Source organism: uncultured Kocuria sp. (genome assembly GCF_947500125.1).
Lineage (GTDB): Bacteria > Actinomycetota > Actinomycetes > Actinomycetales > Micrococcaceae > Kocuria.
The window spans coordinates 1-17,617 of the sequence record NZ_CANMRA010000049.1 but is presented as its reverse complement, the minus strand read 5'-3'; the positions used below and the strand labels follow the sequence as shown (position 1 = coordinate 17,617).

Sequence of the window (17,617 nt, the reverse complement as noted above, 5' to 3'; positions counted from 1 at the left end):
TGGCGCGCTCCGCGGCGGCCACCCGGCCGGCCGTGGACCAGGACCGCACGCGCGTCGCGCGCCCCGGGACGCCGGGGGAGCAGCGGCCCCTGCCGGTCGACGAGGCCGCCCGGCTCGTGGCCCGCGGTCGCGGGAGCGCCTGAGAGCCGTCCCCGGGACGGTCCCGGCGGTGCTCAGCCCCGGCCGGCGGCCAGGTGCGCCTGGCGCAGCACCTCGCCGATCCGCGGTTCGGGGACCGCGTCGTGCTCCTCGGCCCAGCCGCGCACCTGGCGCTGGCCGAACCACGTCACCTCGAGCCGGCGGAAGACGCCGTGCCAGCGGTGCCCGGCCAGGGCGGAGACCGCAAACCCGGCGTCCACCACGAGCCGGCACAGCAGCACGGGGAGGTGCCGCGGCTCCCGCCGGCCCGCGTCCCGCAGGATGGAGCCGGTGCTGGCGCCCTCCCACGGCTGCAGCACGACCTGCGGCAGCTCCTCGCGGTGGCGTCCGACCCGGGAGACGAACTCGGCCAGCGCGTGCACGGAGGTCACCGGGGTGTGGGCGGTGCCGTCGCCGGCCACCGAGCTCAGGGGCGAGGACGCGAAGCGGGCCAGCCGCGCCGTGGTGCGCCGGCCGGAGCCCTGCACCGAGGTCGCGCGCAGCACCGTGATCGCCGGGGCGTCCTCCTCGCCCGCCCAGTCGCGGCGCAGCTTCAGGAGCGCGCTCTCGCCGAGGGCCTTGGAGAAGGAGTAGGGGGAGAAGGGCCGGATCGTGGGCGTCTCGTCGAGGACGTCGACGTCGCCCTGGACGGCCGCGGAGCTGACGTGCACGACCCGGCGCACGCTCGTGCGCCGCGCCGCGAGGGCCACGAGCACGGGCAGCAGCGCGTTCGCCCCCACGAGGGACTCCTCGTGCGTCTGGTCCGGGGCCGCCAGGCCCGCCGCGTTGACGACCACGTGGGCGCCGGCGAAGGACTCGGCGAGGTAGTCGATGACGGACTCGAGCCGGCCGGCCTGCTCGAGCAGGTGGTGGACCGTGCGCGCCCCGGACCCCAGCCGCGGCGCGGAGACCGGGACCACCGTCTGGCCGTCCGCCTGCAGCCGGGCCACGGTCGCGGAACCCACGAACCCCGTCGCTCCCAGGACTGCCCACGTCGTCGATGTCACGGTGCTTCCTCTCCACCGGCCGCTGCCGGTCGCCGTCGTCCGGATCCTTGCGCTCATCGTACAGACCGGCCCTCCGCCCGGGCGGGGCGACGCGGCCGGTCAGCCCGGACGCCGGGCGCCCGCTTGCTAGACTCGGGACGTTCCGGCACCCACCCCGTCACCGCACCGGACCCGCACCCGTCACCGCACTGCCCGTCACCGCACCGTCATCGCACTGGAGGAGCCGCATGCCGTCCGACCCCACGCCCACCCCCACGGTGGCGGTGGCCTGCGTGACCCAGGACCGGCACGAGGACGTCCTCGCGCTCGTCGCCGCGCTGCGGGAGCAGACCGTGCCCGTCGCGTCCCTGTGCCTGGTCGACGCGGGGCGCGAGCCGCTGCCGCGACAGGAGCTGGAGGAGGCGATCGGCGGCCGGTTCGCGCTCGAGCTCGTGCGCTCCCTCGCCAACCTCGGCGGGGCCGGCGGGTTCTCCCTCGCCATCCTGACCGCGCTCGCCACCGGCGCGGACCGGGTCTGGCTCATGGACGACGACGCCCGTCCGGAGGGCCCCGACTGCCTCGAGGTGCTCCTGCACGAGGCCGCCCGGCGGGAGCTGTCGGTCGTCTCCCCGCTCGTCGTGGCCCCCCAGGACCACGGCGCGCTGGCCTTCTCCTACCGGCTCGAGGGGCGGATGACCCACTCCCGGGCGGACCTGGAGCCGCTCGGCTTCCTGCCCGGCTACGCCACCTTCTTCAACGGCGCCCTGATGGCCGAGCACGTCTTCTTCACCGTGGGGCTCCCGGACCTCAAGCTCTTCCTGCGCGGCGACGAGGTCGACTTCCTCGTGCGGCTGCGCCGCTCCGGGCTGCCCTTCGGCACCACCACGCGCACGGCCGTGGCCCACCCGCCGGGCTGGGACGAGGAGCACGTCGTGGTCCCCGGCCGGCTCAAGGTCGTGGTGCCCGGGACCGAGTTCAAGCGCGAGCACTTCTTCCGCAACCGGGGCTGGACCACGTGGCGGTACAAGCGGGTCCTCCAGCTCGGGGCCGACCTCGTCGGCTACCCCCTCTACTACCTGCGCCGGCGGGACGTGCGCGGTCTCGCGTCCTGGGCGAGCCGCTACGCCGGCGGGATGCGCGGCCGCGGCTTCGGCGGGCCGCGGTGACGCCGTGAGCCCGCCCCCGGACCTCGAGTTCTCCGTGCTCATGCCCGTCTACCGCGCCGACACCGCGGAGCGGGTGCGCCGTGCGGCCGAGTCGGCCACCGTCGAGCAGCAGCGCCGGCCCGCCGAGCTCGTCGTCGTGCGCGACGGCCCGGTCCCCGCGCCGCTCGAGGCGGAGCTGGACCGTCTCGCGCGCGAGCTGCCCGTGCCCGTGGTGCGGGTCGACCTCGAGTGCAACGAGGGACTCACCGCGGCGCTCAACGCCGGCCTCGAGCGCTGCCGGCACGACGTGGTGGCCCGCGCCGACGCCGACGACGTCTCCTATCCGCGCCGCTTCGCGGTGCAACTGCCCGTCATCGAGGCCGGGGCCGACCTGGTGGGCTCCTCGATGCACGAGATCGGCGACGACGAACGGGCCCCGATCGCCCTGCGCCGCGCCCCGGTGGGGGAGCATGACATCCTCTCCGTCTCGCGGCGCCGCAACCCCGTGAGCCATCCGACCGTGGTGTTCCGGCGCTCGGCCGTGCGGTCGGCCGGCGGCTACGTGCACGTGCCCCTGGCCGAGGACTACTGGTTGTGGGTGCGGATGCTGCGCGCCGGCGCCGACGTGCGCAACGTGGCCGAGCCGCTCGTCGGGTACCGGGTCTCCGCGGGCTCCTACGAGCGGCGCGGCGGGTGGCGCGTGCTCCGCGCGGAGCTCGCCCTCCAGGCCCGGTTGCGCGGGATCGGCCACGTGGGGTTCCTACAATGGGTGCGCAACGTGGTGGTGCGCGGCGGCTACCGGTTCGTCCCCACCCGGCTCCGGGAGCTCGCCTACCGGGCCATGGTCGGCGCACCCCGCCGCTGACCGTCCCGCACCGGACCCCTGCCCGCCCGGCCCCCGGCCCCGGCACCGACCACGAAAGGAACTCTTGCGATGAGTGGTGAGCCCGAGCGCCCCGCCGGCACGGCGGGGCCCCCCGGGGACGCCGGACGGGGGGCCGCGCCCCGCGCCGCCCCGCCGGACCGGCCCGTGGCGTGGCTGTGGATCCAGATGCTGCTGGACTCCGTCGCCTGGGTCGTGGCCCTCGTGCTCGCCCTGGTGCTGCGCTACGAGATGGACCTCCAGTTCATCAGCGCCCCCGGTCTGCTCCTGGTGTCCCTGGTGGCCGTGGCCGCCCAGCTCGTCGTCGGCTTCTCCTTCGCCCTGTACAAGGGCCGGTACTCCTTCGGCAGCTTCGACGAGGCCAAGCTCCTGGTGGTGGTCACCCTCATCGTCACGGCGGTGCTCCAGGTCCTGCTCCTGGTGGTGGGCACGAGCATCGGCATCCCGCGCTCCACCGCCCTCATCGCCTTCCCCTTCGCGTGCCTGTTCATGGCCGCCTTCCGCTACCTCAAGCGCATGTACCAGGAGGCCTCCGCCCGCCCGGGCGCCTCCGCCCAGCACGTGGTGATCTACGGCGCCGGATACCTCGGGACCTTCCTCATCCAGCGCATGATGCAGGACCCGCACTCCGAGTTCCTGCCCGTGGCCCTGCTCGACGACGACCCCGCCAAGAAGCACCTGCGGATCTCCTCCGTGCCCGTGCTCGGCACCCTGCACGACGTCCGGGACGTCATGGCCCGCACCCGCGCCTCCGTGCTCCTCGTGGCGATGTCCAGCCCGGAGCCCCGCATCATGCACCGGGTCGCGGACGCCGTGGCCGGCACCGGGATCCGGGTCATGACGATGCCCCCGCTCGGCGAGGTGCTCACCGCCAAGCACCACGCCGCGGACTTCCGGGACATCAGCATGGAAGACCTCATCGGCCGCCGCCCCGTCGACATCGACGTCGAGGAGATCGCCGGCTACGTCAAGGGCCGCCGCGTCCTGGTCACCGGCGCGGGCGGCTCCATCGGCTCCGAGCTGTGCCGCCAGCTCGTGGGCTTCGAGCCCGCCGAGCTGATCATGGTGGACCGCGACGAGTCCGCGCTGCAGGGCACCCAGATCTCCATCACGGGCCGCGGCCTGCTCGACGGCCGCGACACCGTCCTCGCCGACATCCGCGACCCCGAGTCCGTCGGGACGATCTTCCGCGACCGCCTGCCCCAGGTGGTCTTCCACGCCGCCGCCCTCAAGCACGTCTCCCTGCTCGAGCAGTACCCCGACGAGGCGTGGAAGACCAACGTCCTCGGCACCCTCAACGTGCTGCAGGCCGCCGAGGAGGCCGGGGTCGAGGTCTTCGTCAACATCTCGACCGACAAGGCCGCCAACCCCACCACGGCGCTGGGCCACTCCAAGCGCGTCGCGGAGAAGCTCACCGCCTGGATGGCGGACCGCACCGGGCACCGGTACGCCTCGGTGCGCTTCGGCAACGTCTTCGGCTCCCGCGGCTCGATGCTGCCCCTGTTCACCGAGCAGATCCGGCAGGGCGGCCCGATCACGGTGACGCACGCCGAGGCCACCCGCTACTTCATGACGATCCCCGAGGCCTGCCAGCTCGTGATCCAGGCGGGGGCGATCGCCCGCGGCGGCGAGGTGCTGATCCTCGACATGGGCGAGCCGGTGCGGATCATGGACATCGCCGAGCGGCTGCGCGTGATGAGCGGGCGCGAGGACGTCGAGATCGAGGTCACGGGGCTGCGCCCGGGGGAGAAGCTGCACGAGGACCTCATCGGCCTCGGCGAGAAGGACGAGCGGCCCTTCCACCCCAAGATCTCCCACGCGCGCGCCGACCGGCTCGACCCCGCCCAGCTGGACCGGCACACGTGGAAGGTGCGCGGCGGCATGGTCTACACGGGCACGATCCCCGTCGTGCGAGCGTCCACGCAGCCGCCGCCCACGTCGGTCCAGCGCCCGCGCAGCTCCTCGGGGCGGGCGTCGTGAGCGCGGCCGTGCAGCTCCCGGCCGTGCTGGTGCCGGCCGGGCTCGACCTCACCGACCCGGGAGCCGCCCCCGATCCCGAGGAGCTGCGCCGGCTCGGGGAGCTCGTCCTGACGGTCGGCACCCCCGCCCTCGTGCTCAGCCTCCTGCTGCCGCTGGCCGTCAAGCCCCTGCTCGCCCGGTGGGGCGTGCTCGACGTCCCCAACGAGCGCTCCTCCCACCGGCGCACGGTCGTCCGGGGCATGGGTCTGGCCGTGGCCGTCGCCGTGCTCCTCGCCTACGGCTCCGCGCTGCTCACCGGCGCGATCGAGGTCGACCGCTCCGTCGCGCTCGTGGTTCTGGCCGTCGCCGGGCTGTTCGCCGCCCTCGGCTGGGCCGAGGACTACCGGGGCGTGTCCGTGCGGGCGCGCCTCGCCGCCCAGCTGGGCATCGGCCTGGCCGCCACCACCGTCCTCGTCACGGTGCTCGGCACCTCGGCGTGGTGGCTGCCCGTGGGCACCCTCGCGATCGCCGCCTACGTGAACATGGCCAACTTCATGGACGGGATCAACGGCATCTCGGGGCTGCACGGTCTCGCCGCCGGGCTGCTGTACGCCTGGGCCGGTGCCTCCAACGACCTGCCGTGGATGGTCGCCGCCGGCCTGGCCGTGGCGGGCGGCTTCGCCGGGTTCCTGCCCTGGAACCTCGGCCGCGGCACGGTCTTCCTCGGGGACGTCGGCTCCTACCTGCTGGGCGGGTCGCTGGCCGGCATCGCGGTCGCCGCCTTCCTCTCGGGCGTCTACGTCGAGTACCTCCTGCCCCCGCTCGCGGTCTACGTGGCCGACACCTCCGTGACGCTGCTCCGCCGCGTCCGCGCGGGGGAGGCCTGGTACCGGCCGCACCGCCAGCACGTCTACCAGCGGCTCACCGACGTGGGCCTGTCCCACACGGGCTCGGCGCTCGTCGTCACGGCCGCGACCGTCCTCGTGAGCGTCGCGTCCGTCGTGGGCCTGCGCACCGGGCCCGCCGCCACGGCCCTGGCCGGCGCGTTCGTGCTCGCCGTGCTCGCGCTCTACCTCGTGCTGCCCGAGCTGCTCGGGCGCCGGGCGGGCGCCCGGTCCCGGGTGGGGACCGGGCCGTGAGCGCGGCCGCGCTCAGCGTCCTGCTCGGCGCGGGGCTGGTCGCCGCGAGCCACCTCGTGACCGTGCTCGTCGCGCGCGCCACCGCGCGGGCCGAGGGGCCGGTCGCCGCCCCCGCGCTCGCCATGACGTACGTGGCCAAGGTGCTCGTGCTGGGCTGGGTCCTGCTCACCGTGCCGGCGCCGCCGTGGCTGGTGCCGGGCTGGGCCGCGGCGGGCGTGCTGAGCGCGCTCGTCCTCTCGCTCGCGCTCGCGGCCCGGGCGGGCGCCCGGGGCACCCGCGCCGCCCTGGGACCGGTGCTGGAGGCCCGCCGGCGGGCGGAGGCCGAGCGCGCGGACGGCCCGGGCGCACCCGGTACCACCGACGACAGGAAGCAGGACGACCATGAGCACGGATGACCGCGACGACGCGGCCCGCCCGGACGGATCCCCCGCGCCCGGAGCACCGGACGAGGGGGCCCCGGACCGTCCCGGACTGCGCACCGCGGGGGAGCTCGTGGAGGGCGGAGGGCTCTCCGGAGGCCTCACGACACTCCTCTACGTGGTGATCGGGATGGGGTTCTGGAGTTTGGTAGGGTGGGGTGCGGATCGCGTGCTGGGAACCCGGTGGATCGTGGTCCTGGGAGCGTGCATCGGCGCCGCGTCCGGGATCTACGTCGTGTACCTCCACATGCAGGAGGGGCTCCGTCGCCGTCCGTCCTCCGACGGTGCAGATCCTCACAACCCGCACCAGTCCGGCCCGGACTCGGCGCCCCGACCGTGACCACCGGCCAGAGCACTGCAGAAAGGACCCGCATTGAACGCCGCCCTCATCAGGCTCCCCGCCACCGGAGGATTCACCGCCCCGACCGTCGACGAGATGCACCTGCCGCCGTTCTTCGAGCTGGGCACCTTCGAGTTCGGCAAGCAGATGCTGCTGATCCTCCTGTCGGTCGTCCTGATCGCCGGCTTCTTCATGTGGGCCATCCGCCGCAACGCCCTCGTCCCCTCGAAGTCCCAGTACCTCGCGGAGAGCGGCTACGGGTTCGTGCGCAACCACCTCGGCCGGGACATCATCGGTGAGAAGGAGTTCCGCCCCTACATCCCGCTGCTGTTCACCTTCTTCTTCTTCATCCTGGTGAACAACCTCTTCGGCTCCATCCCGGTGCTGCAGCTGCCGACCCTCTCCTACGCGGGCTCCGCCTACGTCCTGGCCGGCATCGCCTACGTCACCTGGGTCTTCATGGGCATCAAGCGGCACGGGTTCGGCGGGTTCATGGGCAAGATGACGATGCCGCCGGACGTCCCGAAGCTGCTCTACATCTTCCTCATCCCGATCGAGTTCCTCTCAAACCTGATCATCCGCCCCGTCACGCACGCCCTGCGTGTGTTCGCCACGATGTTCGCCGGTCACCTGGCGCTCATGGTCGCGGCGTCCATGACGGGCTACCTGCTCTCGCAGGCCAGCGCCATCAGCGTGGTCGCCCTGGGCTCCACCGTGCTCGGCGTGTTCATCTACTTCCTGGAGATCCTGATCCAGGTCCTCCAGGCCTACATCTTCACCCTCCTCTTCGCCGTGTACGTCCAGGGCGCCCTGCAAGAGGGCCACTGACCCCGGCGGAGCACTGCTCCGGCCCCGGCCGGACCCCCTCGGTCCAACCCCGAAATGTTCAGAGCCGACACGGCTACGACGCCCGGCCCCCGGGCACTTAGAAAGGAAATACCCCTCATGACTGGTTCGCTCAGTGCTATCGGTTACGGTCTGGCTGCCATCGGCGGCGGCATCGGCGTGGGTCTGATCTTCGCCGCGTACATGCAGTCCGTCGCCCGCCAGCCGGAGTCGCAGCGCGTGCTCCAGCCGATGCTGTTCTTCGGCTTCGCCGTGGTCGAGGCGCTCGCGATTCTGGGCTTCGTGCTCGCGTTCATCGCCTGAGTGGCGCATCCCGTACAAGTCCTTCCTAGAGAACAGGAATCGCGCACATGACACTGTTGCTGGCAGCCGAGGAAGGGGCGAACCCCCTCTTCCCCAATGTCTGGGAGATGCTGATCACCGGCATCGGGTTCCTGATCCTGCTCTTCCTCGTCGTCAAGTTCGTGGTGCCGGCGTTCGAGCGGGTCTACCGTGAGCGCACCGAGGCCATCGAAGGTGGCCTGGCCAAGGCCAAGGCCGCCCAGGCCGAGGCCGCCGCCGCCCGCGACGAGTACAACCAGCAGCTCGAGAGCGCGCGCCTGGAGGCCCAGAAGATCCGCGAGGAGGCCCGCCTCGAGGGCGAGAAGATTCTCGCGGACTTCAAGGACCGGGCGAACGCCGAGTCGGCCCGCATCACCGAGAACGCCCACCGCACCATCGAGGCGGAGCGCTCGGCGGCCGTGGTCTCCCTGCGCAACGAGGTGGGCACGCTGGCCACCACGCTCGCGGCGAAGATCGTGGGCGAGTCGCTCGACGACGACGCCCGGTCCAACCGGGTGGTCGACCGCTTCCTCGCCGACCTGGAGCAGGAGCAGGAACGGAATGCAGGTGCGGCGCGGTAATGGCAGACGCAGCGAACGAATTCACTCAGCAGAACGCTCGTGAGGTCGAGCGCTGGGCCGGCTCCGCCAGCCCCGCGCTCGCCCGTGAGCTGTTCGCCGTGCTCGCCGTCCTCGACGAGAACGGCGCCCTGCGCCGTGCGCTGGCCGACCCCTCCTACGAGGGGCCGCAGCGCGAGCAGGTCGTGCGCCGGATCTTCGCCGGGAAGGTCTCCCCGGACGCCGTGGAGATCGTCGCGCACCTCGCCGGTCGCCGCTGGAGCGACGACCGGGAGTTCGCCGACGCCCTCGAGCACGCCGGGGTGGCCCTCACCGCGGCGTCCGCGGAGAACCGCGGCGGGCTCGAGGGTCTCGAGCAGGTCGTGGACCAGCTCATCGCGTTCAAGGGCGTGCTCGACGGCTCGCACGAGCTGCAGCGCGCCCTCAGCGACCCGCGCGCCGACGTCGAGGCCAAGACCCGGCTGGCGCAGCGGCTCACCCCGGGCGCCTCGGACGAGGCGCTGCTGCTCGTGGAGCAGGCCGTGCTCTCGCCGCGCGGGGCCCTGGTCGGCCGCCTCGTCGACCGCTTCGCGGAGGAGGTGGCGGCCCGCCGCCAGCGGTGGATCGCGCACGTGAGCACGTCGCGGCCGCTGTCCGAGGAGCAGCGCGGTCGGCTGCAGCAGCAGCTGAACACGGTGTACGGCAGGGACCTCAAGCTCACCGTGGACGTCGACCCGACGCTGATCGGAGGGCTCAAGGTGCAGGTGGGCGAGGAGGTCATCGACGGTTCCGTCGCCGCCCGACTCGACGAGCTGCGCCAGCGGATCGGGGCCTGACCCCCTCGGGGTCGGCACGACACCGTCGTGGGCGGGTGCCCCTGCCGGCCGGACGGCAGCAGCCGGTGGACCAGCGCAGCGTTCCGCCACAGATTTGGACTCACGGTCACCGCTGACGGCAGTGATCACGAACTAGGAGAGCAGGGACAGGACATGTCCGAAGTCACCATCAATGCCGACGACGTCCGTAGCGCGCTGAGCGAATTCGCCGCGTCCTACGAGCCCGGCACCGCAGAACGAACCGAGGTCGGCCGCGTCAGCAGCGCCTCCGACGGCATCGCGCGCGTCGAGGGGCTGCCCTCGGTCATGGCCAACGAGCTGCTGCGCTTCGAGAACGGCGTGCTCGGTCTCGCGCAGAACCTCGACGTCCGCGACATCGGCGTCGTGATCCTCGGCGACTTCCGCGGCATCGAGGAGGGCCAGGAGGTCCAGCGCACCGGGGAGGTCCTCTCCGTGCCGGTGGGCGACGCGTTCCTCGGCCGCGTGGTCGACCCGCTGGGCACGCCCATCGACGACCTCGGCCCGATCGAGGCCGAGGGCCGCCGAGCCCTGGAGACCCAGGCGCCCGGGGTGACCATGCGCAAGTCGGTCCACGAGCCCCTGCAGACCGGCATCAAGGCCATCGACGCGATGATCCCCATCGGCCGCGGCCAGCGCCAGCTCCTCATCGGCGACCGCCAGACCGGCAAGACCGCGATCGCCGTGGACGCCATCCTGAACCAGCGCGCCAACTGGGAGTCCGGGGACGTCAACCGGCAGGTGCGCTGCATCTACGTGGCCGTCGGCCAGAAGGCGTCCACCATCGCCGGTGTGCGCCAGACCCTCGAGGACAACGGGGCCCTGGAGTACACGACCATCGTCGCGGCCCCCGCCTCCGAGGCCGCGGGCATCAAGTACCTCGCCCCCTACGCCGGCTCGGCCATCGGCCAGCACTGGATGTACGGCGGCAAGCACGTCCTCATCGTCTTCGACGACCTGTCCAAGCAGGCCGAGGCGTACCGCGCGGTCTCGCTGCTGCTGCGCCGCCCGCCGGGACGCGAGGCCTACCCGGGCGACGTGTTCTACCTGCACTCCCGCCTCCTGGAGCGCTGCGCCAAGCTCTCCGACGAGCTGGGTGCGGGCTCGATGACGGGGCTGCCGCTGATCGAGACGAAGGCCAACGACGTCTCGGCCTTCATCCCCACTAACGTCATCTCCATCACCGACGGCCAGATCTTCCTGCAGTCGGACCTGTTCAACGCCAACCAGCGCCCGGCCGTGGACGTGGGCATCTCGGTGTCCCGCGTCGGCGGCGCCGCGCAGGTCAAGGCCATGAAGAAGGTCTCCGGCACGCTGAAGCTCGAGCTGGCGTCCTACCGCTCGATGCAGGCCTTCGCGATGTTCGCGTCCGACCTGGACCCCGCGTCCCGGCAGCAGCTGACCCGCGGCGCCCGGCTGATGGAGCTCCTGAAGCAGAAGCAGTACACCCCCTACCCGGTCGAGGACCAGGTCGTGTCGATCTGGGCCGGCACCAACGGCCACCTGGACGAGGTGGAGGTCGCCGACGTGCTCGACTTCGAGCAGGCCCTGCTCGAGCACGTGCGCCGCACCACGAACGTGATGGACTCCATCGTCGGCACCGGCAAGCTCGAGGACGACGCCGTCGCCGCCCTGGAGACCGCCGTCGCCGAGGTCAAGCGGGACTTCCGGGGCACCAAGCACGGGATCGAGCCGGGCCACGAGGAGCACGAGCCCCTCGAGGCGTCCGAGGTCGAGCAGGAACGGATCGTCAGGAAGTAACCGGTCGGTCCGGTGCGCCGCCGCGGCGGCGCACCGGACACGGTGACGAAAGGAAGTCACATGGGAGCGCAGATTCGGGTCTACCGGAACAAGATCGCGTCGACCAAGTCCATGAAGAAGATCTTCAAGGCCATGGAGATGATCGCGACCTCGCGCATCAACAAGTCCCGACAGGGTCTGCAGGCGGCGCGTCCCTACGCGAACGCGCTGACCCGGGCGGTCTCACAGGTCGCCACCCAGCACAACGTCTCCCATGTCCTGACCACGCGGGTCGACGAGGTGCGCCGCTCGGCCGTGGTGATCATGACCTCGGACCGCGGTCTGGCCGGGTCCTACTCGTCCAATGTGCTCAAGGAGGCCGAGGGCCTGCTCGAGCTGCTGCACGGGGAGGGCAAGGAGACCAAGGTGTACCTGATCGGCCGCAAGGCCCAGGCGTACTTCGACTTCCGGAGCCGCCCGTACGAGCGGAACTGGACCGGGGACACGGACAACGCCCGGCCGGACCGTGCGCAGGAGCTGCGCAAGGTGCTGATCGAGGACCTGGAGACCCCGTACGAGGACGGCGGCGTCGACGAGATCCACCTCGTCTACACGACGTTCAAGTCGATGGTCGTCCAGGAGCCCCGGGTGCTGCGGCTGCTGCCGCTGGAGGTCGTGGACGCCAACGCGCTGACCGACGAGGTCGCCCAGGAGTTCGAGGAGCTGGAGGAGCCGGACAGCACCTTCGAGTTCGAGCCGAACCCCGAGGAGTTCCTCGACGCGGTCCTGCCGCGCTACATCGACGCCCGCCTGTTCGCGAGCCTCGCCCACGCCGCCACGAGCGAGCTCGCGGCCCGGCAGAAGGCCATGAAGGCGGCCGGCGACAACGCGGACGAGCTCATCAAGAAGTACACGCGCCTGATGAACAACGCCCGCCAGGCCGAGATCACCACCGAGCTCACCGAGATCGTGAGCGGCGCCGAGGCCCTGTGACGGGCCGTCCCGGCGATCCAGCAACTGACCACCACGAACAAGTGAAGTGAGAGAAATGACTGCCACCATCAGCGAACAGGCCGGGCAGCCGGTCTCGGGCGGCGCCACGGGCCGCATCGCCCGGGTCATCGGGCCGGTCGTCGACGTCCAGTTCCCCGAGCACGCGGTGCCCGGGATCTACAACGCCCTGACCGCCGAGTACGACCTCAACGGCGAGCAGCGGACGATCACGTTCGAGACGGCCCAGCACCTGGGCGACAACATGATCCGCGCGATCGCCCTGCAGCAGACCGACGGCCTGGTGCGCGGCACCGAGGTCAAGGACTCCGGCGGGCCGATCTCCGTGCCCGTGGGCGACGTGGTCAAGGGCCACATCTTCAACGTGCTGGGCGAGGCCCTCGACGTCGAGACCTCCTCCCTGGAGATCACCGAGCGCTGGCCGATCCACCGCAAGGCACCGTCCTTCGCGGAGCTCGAGGGCTCCACGGAGATGATGGAGACCGGCATCAAGTCGATCGACCTGCTGACCCCGTACATCAAGGGCGGCAAGATCGGCCTGTTCGGCGGCGCCGGCGTGGGCAAGACCGTGCTCATCCAGGAGATGATCACGCGTGTGGCCCGCAACTTCGGCGGCACCTCGGTCTTCGCCGGCGTGGGCGAGCGCACCCGTGAGGGCAACGACCTCTGGGTCGAGATGGAGGAGGCGAACGTCCTCAAGGACACCGCCCTCGTCTTCGGCCAGATGGACGAGCCGCCCGGAACGCGTCTGCGCGTGGCCCTCACGGGCCTCACGATGGCGGAGTACTTCCGCGACGTGCAGAACCAGGACGTGCTGCTCTTCATCGACAACATCTTCCGCTTCACCCAGGCCGGCTCGGAGGTGTCGACCCTGCTGGGCCGCATCCCCTCCGCCGTGGGCTACCAGCCGACGCTGGCGGACGAGATGGGTGTGCTGCAGGAGCGCATCACCTCGACCCGCGGCCACTCGATCACCTCGATGCAGGCGATCTACGTGCCCGCCGACGACTACACCGACCCGGCCCCGGCCACGACGTTCGCCCACCTGGACGCGACCACGGAGCTCTCCCGCGACATCGCCTCCCGCGGCCTGTACCCGGCGATCGACCCGCTGACCTCGACCTCGCGCATCCTCGACCCGCAGATCGTCGGGCAGGAGCACTACGACGTCGCGATCCGCGTCCGGTCGATCCTGCAGGAGAACAAGGAGCTGCAGGACATCATCGCGATCCTCGGCGTCGAGGAGCTCTCCGAGGAGCAGAAGGTGGTCGTCTCGCGCGCCCGCCGCATCGAGCAGTTCCTCTCCCAGAACACCTACACCGCCAAGCAGTTCACCGGTGTCGAGGGCTCGACGGTCCCGCTGGCGGAGACCATCGAGGCGTTCGGGAAGATCACCGAGGGCGAGTTCGACCACGTCCCGGAGCAGGCGTTCTACAACGTCGGCGGTCTCGAGGACGTCATGCAGCAGTGGGAGCAGATCAAGAAGCGGACCGGTGGCAAGTAGCCATGGCTGAGATGATCGTCGAAATCGTCTCCCTCGAGCAGGCCGTGTGGACCGGAACGGCCCGGATGGTCCGGGTCCGCACGTCCGAGGGCGACATCGGTATCCTGCCCGGCCACGAGGCCGTGGCGGGCATCCTCAAGCCGGGGGACTTCGCGGTGGACCCCGTGGACGGCTCCCGCGTCGAGGGCACGATCGACGCCGGCTTCGTCTTCGTGGACAACGACCGGGTGACGATCGTGGCGGACAACGTGGAGCTGTCCGGCGCCGCGGCCGCCTGATCCGCCCGTCCGCGCGGGGCCCGGCCCCGCGCGCCGAGAACAGCCGCGGCCTCCGCACCACCGGTGCGGAGGCCGCAGCCGTACCCGGGGCCCCGTGCGGGGCCCCGGCGAGACCGCCCAGGAGAGTGGATGGAAGAGAAGATCGTCGTGCACGGACCCACCGCGGTCAACGGCACCCTGCGCGTCTCCGGCGCCAAGAACAGCGTGCTGAAGCTCATGGCGGCGACGCTGCTGGCCGAGGGCGAGTCCACCATCACGAACGTTCCCGAGATCCACGACGTCACGATCATGGCGGAGCTGCTCCGCCGTCTCGGCTGCGCCGTGGCCTACGAGCGCGCCGAGAAGACGGTCCGGATCGACGTCCCGGCGGTGCTGCACCACCAGGCGGACTACGACCTGGTGCGGGCGATGCGCGCGTCGATCTCCGTGCTCGGCCCGCTGGTCGCCCGGTGCCACGTGGCCGAGGTCGCGCTGCCCGGCGGGGACGCCATCGGCTCCCGCGGCCTGGACATGCACCGGGCGGGCCTCGAGGCCATGGGCGCGGTGCTGCAGATCGAACGCGGCTACCTCGTGGCCTCCGTCCCCCGGAGCCTGCGCGGCACGCACTTCCGCCTGGACTACCCCTCGGTGGGTGCCACGGAGAACCTCATGATGGCCGGGACGCTGGCCGAGGGCAGCACCGTCATCGACAACGCGGCCCGCGAGCCGGAGATCGTGGACATCGGACGGATGCTGCAGGCGATGGGCGCCCGGATCGAGGGGCTCGGCACGAGCACCGTGACGGTCACCGGGGTGGAGTCCCTGCGCCCGGTCGAGCACCGGACCGTGCCCGACCGGATCGTGGCGGGCACCTGGGCGTTCGCCGCGGCCGTCACCGGGGGGACGGTGGAGATCGAGGGCGCGGAGCCGGACCACCTGACCGTGGTGCTGGACAAGCTGCGCTCCGCGGGCTGCCGCGTGGACACGGACGGGGGGCGCTTCGTGGTCGCCGGGCCACGGCGCCCGCGCGCCATCAACGTGTCCACGCTGCCGTACCCGGGGTTCCCGACGGACCTGCAGCCGTTCGTGGTGGCCCTCAACGCGGTCGCCGAGGGCTCCGGCATGGTCACCGAGAACGTCTTCGAGGCCCGCTGGGGCTTCACGGCCGAGCTGGAGCGGCTGGGCGCCAGCGTGCGCCTCGACGGCCACCACGCCCTGGTGGCGGGGATGCCCGTGCTCTCCGGAGCGCCGGTGGAGGCCATGGACATCCGGGCCGGCGCGGCCCTCGTCATCGCGGGGATGGCCGCCGTCGGCACCACGGACGTGAGCGGCGTCCAGCACGTGGACCGCGGCTACGAGCACTTCGTGGAGCAGCTCGGGGCGGCCGGGGCCGCCGTGGAACGGCACATGGTCGGCACCTCGTACTGAGGGGGCGCGCACGACGGAGCCCCGCACCCGGGACGGGTGCGGGGCTCCGTGCTCAGCCGGTGCGCGGGAAGCGGATCAGATGAGCGTGACGCCGGTGGCCTGCGGGCCCTTCTGGCCCTGGCCGATCTCGAACTCGACGCGCTGGTTCTCCTCGAGGGTGCGGAAGCCGCCCGACTGGATCTCCGAGTAGTGGACGAAGACGTCCGAGTCGGAGTCGTCGGGGGTGATGAAGCCGAAGCCCTTTTCGGCGTTGAACCACTTGACGGTGCCCTGGGCCATGAAGATCTCTCCTTGCGAGATGGTGCGAAACGTGTGCACAGGTCGTGCACGGAAGGGCGGTACCACGAGATGAGCCGAGGGCCGAGGCCTCCGTTCCCGAGGGACGGGGGCCAGGGTCAGGGTCGAACGTCACGCTCGCTTACCCGTTCTGCGAGCATGCAAAACATGGAACGAAGAACACGTTCAGCTTCACACACTCCCCGGGGGCGGTCAACGTTGTTCGCCTGCTGATCATCGCGTGTTGCGGTCCGTTCGCCGAGCGCGTGCGGGCGGGACGCGCTCAGAAGAGGCGCGAGTCGCTGTCGTCGTGCCCGCGCATCTCGTCGTAGTCGAGGGTGAGGCACGCGATGCCGCGGTCCTCGGCGAGCACCCGGGCCTGGGGCTTGATGAGCTGGGCGGCGTACACCCCGCGCACCGGCGCCAGGTGGGGATCGCGGTTGAGCAGCTCGAGGTACCGGGTGAGCTGCTCCACGCCGTCGATGTCCCCGCGGCGCTTGAGCTCGACCGCCACGGTGGCGCCGGCGGCGTCACGGGCCAGGATGTCGACCGGCCCGATCGCGGTGGGGTACTCGCGCCGGACGAGGGTGTGCCCGGAGCCCAGGCGGTGGATCTGCTCGGCGAGCAGACGCTGGAGGTCGGCCTCGACCCCGTCCTTCACCAGCCCCGGGTCGGTGCCCAGCTCGTGGGAGACGTCCTCGTGGATCGCGAACACCTGGATGACCAGGCGGTCGTCGCTCTTGGCGGCCTGGACGGTCCACGTCTGCAGGACGCCCTCGGCCGCGAGCTCGGTCCCGGGCTCACCGACGTGCAGGCGGGCGGGCGGGCTCATCCAGTTGAGGGGCTTGTAGCTGCCGCCGTCCGAGTGGACGAGCACGGAGCCGTCGGCCTTCACGAGCAGAAGACGCCGGGCGGCGGGCAGGTGGGCGCGCAGACGCCCTTCGTAGTCGACGGAGCAATCGGCAATGACGAGACGCACGCGGACCAGCCTAGCGGTCCGCGCGGGACGCTCCGGACCGGGGAGCCGCGGCGGCCCGTGTGAGAGGATGACGCCGTGCCACGCTCCAACCACTCCTCGCGCCGCCGCCGCGGCGGGCCCGGACCCGGCGCGCGCGCCAGCAAGTGGCAGCGCGGCGCGGCGCAGGAGCCGTGGTCGGTCGAACGGGTCCTGGAGCCGGCGCCCACGGTGGAGCGCTCGGCGGACGGGGACTGGATGGTCCGCCACGTCCGGCCCGCCAACGCGGTCAAGACCTACACCTGTCCCGGGTGCGGCCGGTCCATCCCGCCGGGGATCGCCCATCTCGTCGTCTGGCAGCAGGACTCCCTGCTGGGGGCGCGCAGTGCCTTCGAGGACCGCCGGCACTGGCACGAGCGCTGCTGGCGCACCCGCCGCTGAGCCCGTTCGCCCGCCGCGCCCCGGCCGCCGTCACGCCGGGAGCGGACACGGTGCCGCCCCGGTGGCCGAGCCGCCCCGGGCGGGCCGATAATCGTGGAAGACCCGCGGCGCCCGCCGGGCGCCGTCCCGCAGCCGACCCAGCCGTCGGCACCAGACCAACGGCACCAGACCGTCGACCCAGACGGCTGACGCGGACCGCCGGCCACCGGAGCAGTCCCCGGCGGCGGAGCGGACCGCCGAGCCCGTCGTCGAGCCCCCAGGAGACGCCCCGTGAACGAGTTCCAGCACCAGCAGCCCCGCAGCACCGCCGAGACCGCCCCGCCGCAGGCGGCCGAGCTCCCCTCGTCGGTGCGAGGAGCGGTGGACCTGGGCGCCGCGCCCGCCGCCGCGCCCGCCGCCGCGCCCGCCGCCGCGCCCG

At 72.2% G+C, this 17,617-nt stretch carries 19 protein-coding genes; 16 read left to right on the top strand and 3 right to left on the bottom strand.

Annotated elements, in window-relative coordinates; all coding sequences use genetic code 11:
• Positions 1-173: 173 nt before the first annotated feature.
• A complete protein-coding gene (locus Q0817_RS18945) occupies positions 174-1,145 on the bottom strand; it encodes an NAD(P)-dependent oxidoreductase (RefSeq protein WP_298591748.1) in 972 nt (323 codons plus the stop codon).
• Between the two features lie 227 nt (positions 1,146-1,372).
• On the opposite strand from Q0817_RS18945, the gene Q0817_RS18940 reads away from it, so the two are divergent.
• The 15 genes from Q0817_RS18940 to murA all read left to right on the top strand — a co-directional run bounded on the left by Q0817_RS18940 (position 1,373) and on the right by murA (position 15,527).
• Positions 1,373-2,290: a glycosyltransferase gene (locus Q0817_RS18940; protein ID WP_298591745.1), complete on the top strand. Its 918-nt coding sequence runs from the start codon at positions 1,373-1,375 to the stop codon at positions 2,288-2,290.
• A gap of 4 nt (positions 2,291-2,294) precedes the next feature.
• Positions 2,295-3,134, top strand: coding sequence for a glycosyltransferase (locus Q0817_RS18935; RefSeq protein ID WP_298591743.1), 840 nt, complete (start codon positions 2,295-2,297; stop codon positions 3,132-3,134).
• Positions 3,135-3,203: 69 nt separating this feature from the next.
• Complete coding sequence (locus Q0817_RS18930) at positions 3,204-5,132, top strand: nucleoside-diphosphate sugar epimerase/dehydratase (protein ID WP_298591741.1); 1,929 nt, start codon at positions 3,204-3,206, stop codon at positions 5,130-5,132.
• On the top strand, positions 5,129-6,250 hold the full coding sequence (locus Q0817_RS18925) for a glycosyltransferase family 4 protein (RefSeq protein ID WP_298591739.1): 1,122 nt from the start codon (positions 5,129-5,131) through the stop codon (positions 6,248-6,250). The genes Q0817_RS18930 and Q0817_RS18925 overlap by 4 nt, the downstream gene beginning before the upstream one ends.
• The gene (locus Q0817_RS18920; RefSeq protein ID WP_298591737.1) at positions 6,247-6,645 is read left to right on the top strand and encodes a hypothetical protein; all 399 of its coding nucleotides are present in this window, start codon (positions 6,247-6,249) and stop codon (positions 6,643-6,645) included. Before Q0817_RS18925 ends, Q0817_RS18920 begins: the two co-directional genes overlap by 4 nt.
• Entirely contained in the window at positions 6,632-7,009 is a 378-nt protein-coding gene (locus Q0817_RS18915; protein WP_298591736.1) for an AtpZ/AtpI family protein, read from the top strand. The genes Q0817_RS18920 and Q0817_RS18915 overlap by 14 nt, the downstream gene beginning before the upstream one ends.
• Before the next feature lie 33 nt (positions 7,010-7,042).
• Positions 7,043-7,837 (top strand): F0F1 ATP synthase subunit A, encoded by a 795-nt coding sequence (gene atpB / locus Q0817_RS18910; protein WP_298591735.1) that lies wholly within the window; start codon positions 7,043-7,045, stop codon positions 7,835-7,837.
• 117 nt (positions 7,838-7,954) lie between these two features.
• The gene (atpE, locus tag Q0817_RS18905; protein WP_017833261.1) at positions 7,955-8,158 is read left to right on the top strand and encodes an ATP synthase F0 subunit C; all 204 of its coding nucleotides are present in this window, start codon (positions 7,955-7,957) and stop codon (positions 8,156-8,158) included.
• Between the two features lie 47 nt (positions 8,159-8,205).
• Positions 8,206-8,757: a F0F1 ATP synthase subunit B gene (locus Q0817_RS18900; protein ID WP_298591731.1), complete on the top strand. Its 552-nt coding sequence runs from the start codon at positions 8,206-8,208 to the stop codon at positions 8,755-8,757.
• A complete protein-coding gene (locus Q0817_RS18895) occupies positions 8,757-9,569 on the top strand; it encodes a F0F1 ATP synthase subunit delta (RefSeq protein WP_298591728.1) in 813 nt (270 codons plus the stop codon). Before Q0817_RS18900 ends, Q0817_RS18895 begins: the two co-directional genes overlap by 1 nt.
• Before the next feature lie 153 nt (positions 9,570-9,722).
• Positions 9,723-11,348 (top strand): F0F1 ATP synthase subunit alpha, encoded by a 1,626-nt coding sequence (gene atpA / locus Q0817_RS18890; RefSeq protein ID WP_298591727.1) that lies wholly within the window; start codon positions 9,723-9,725, stop codon positions 11,346-11,348.
• A 60-nt stretch (positions 11,349-11,408) separates the two neighbouring features.
• Positions 11,409-12,320 (top strand): F0F1 ATP synthase subunit gamma, encoded by a 912-nt coding sequence (locus Q0817_RS18885; RefSeq protein ID WP_298591726.1) that lies wholly within the window; start codon positions 11,409-11,411, stop codon positions 12,318-12,320.
• A 55-nt stretch (positions 12,321-12,375) separates the two neighbouring features.
• Positions 12,376-13,842, top strand: a complete 1,467-nt coding sequence (atpD, locus tag Q0817_RS18880) for a F0F1 ATP synthase subunit beta (protein ID WP_298591725.1) — start codon at positions 12,376-12,378, stop codon at positions 13,840-13,842.
• A gap of 2 nt (positions 13,843-13,844) precedes the next feature.
• Positions 13,845-14,120, top strand: a complete 276-nt coding sequence (locus tag Q0817_RS18875; protein WP_298591719.1) for a F0F1 ATP synthase subunit epsilon — start codon at positions 13,845-13,847, stop codon at positions 14,118-14,120.
• A 129-nt stretch (positions 14,121-14,249) separates the two neighbouring features.
• Entirely contained in the window at positions 14,250-15,527 is a 1,278-nt protein-coding gene (murA, locus tag Q0817_RS18870) for a UDP-N-acetylglucosamine 1-carboxyvinyltransferase (RefSeq protein WP_298591717.1), read from the top strand.
• Between the two features lie 75 nt (positions 15,528-15,602).
• On the opposite strand, the gene Q0817_RS18865 is transcribed toward murA, so the two are convergent.
• Entirely contained in the window at positions 15,603-15,806 is a 204-nt protein-coding gene (locus Q0817_RS18865; protein ID WP_017833253.1) for a cold-shock protein, read from the bottom strand.
• Between the two features lie 280 nt (positions 15,807-16,086).
• Positions 16,087-16,782, bottom strand: coding sequence for an endonuclease NucS (nucS, locus tag Q0817_RS18860; protein WP_298591691.1), 696 nt, complete (start codon positions 16,780-16,782; stop codon positions 16,087-16,089).
• A 75-nt stretch (positions 16,783-16,857) separates the two neighbouring features.
• Between nucS and Q0817_RS18855 the strand changes: the two genes are divergently transcribed.
• Positions 16,858-17,199 (top strand): ATP/GTP-binding protein, encoded by a 342-nt coding sequence (locus Q0817_RS18855; RefSeq protein ID WP_298591685.1) that lies wholly within the window; start codon positions 16,858-16,860, stop codon positions 17,197-17,199.
• Positions 17,200-17,617: the final 418 nt, after the last annotated feature.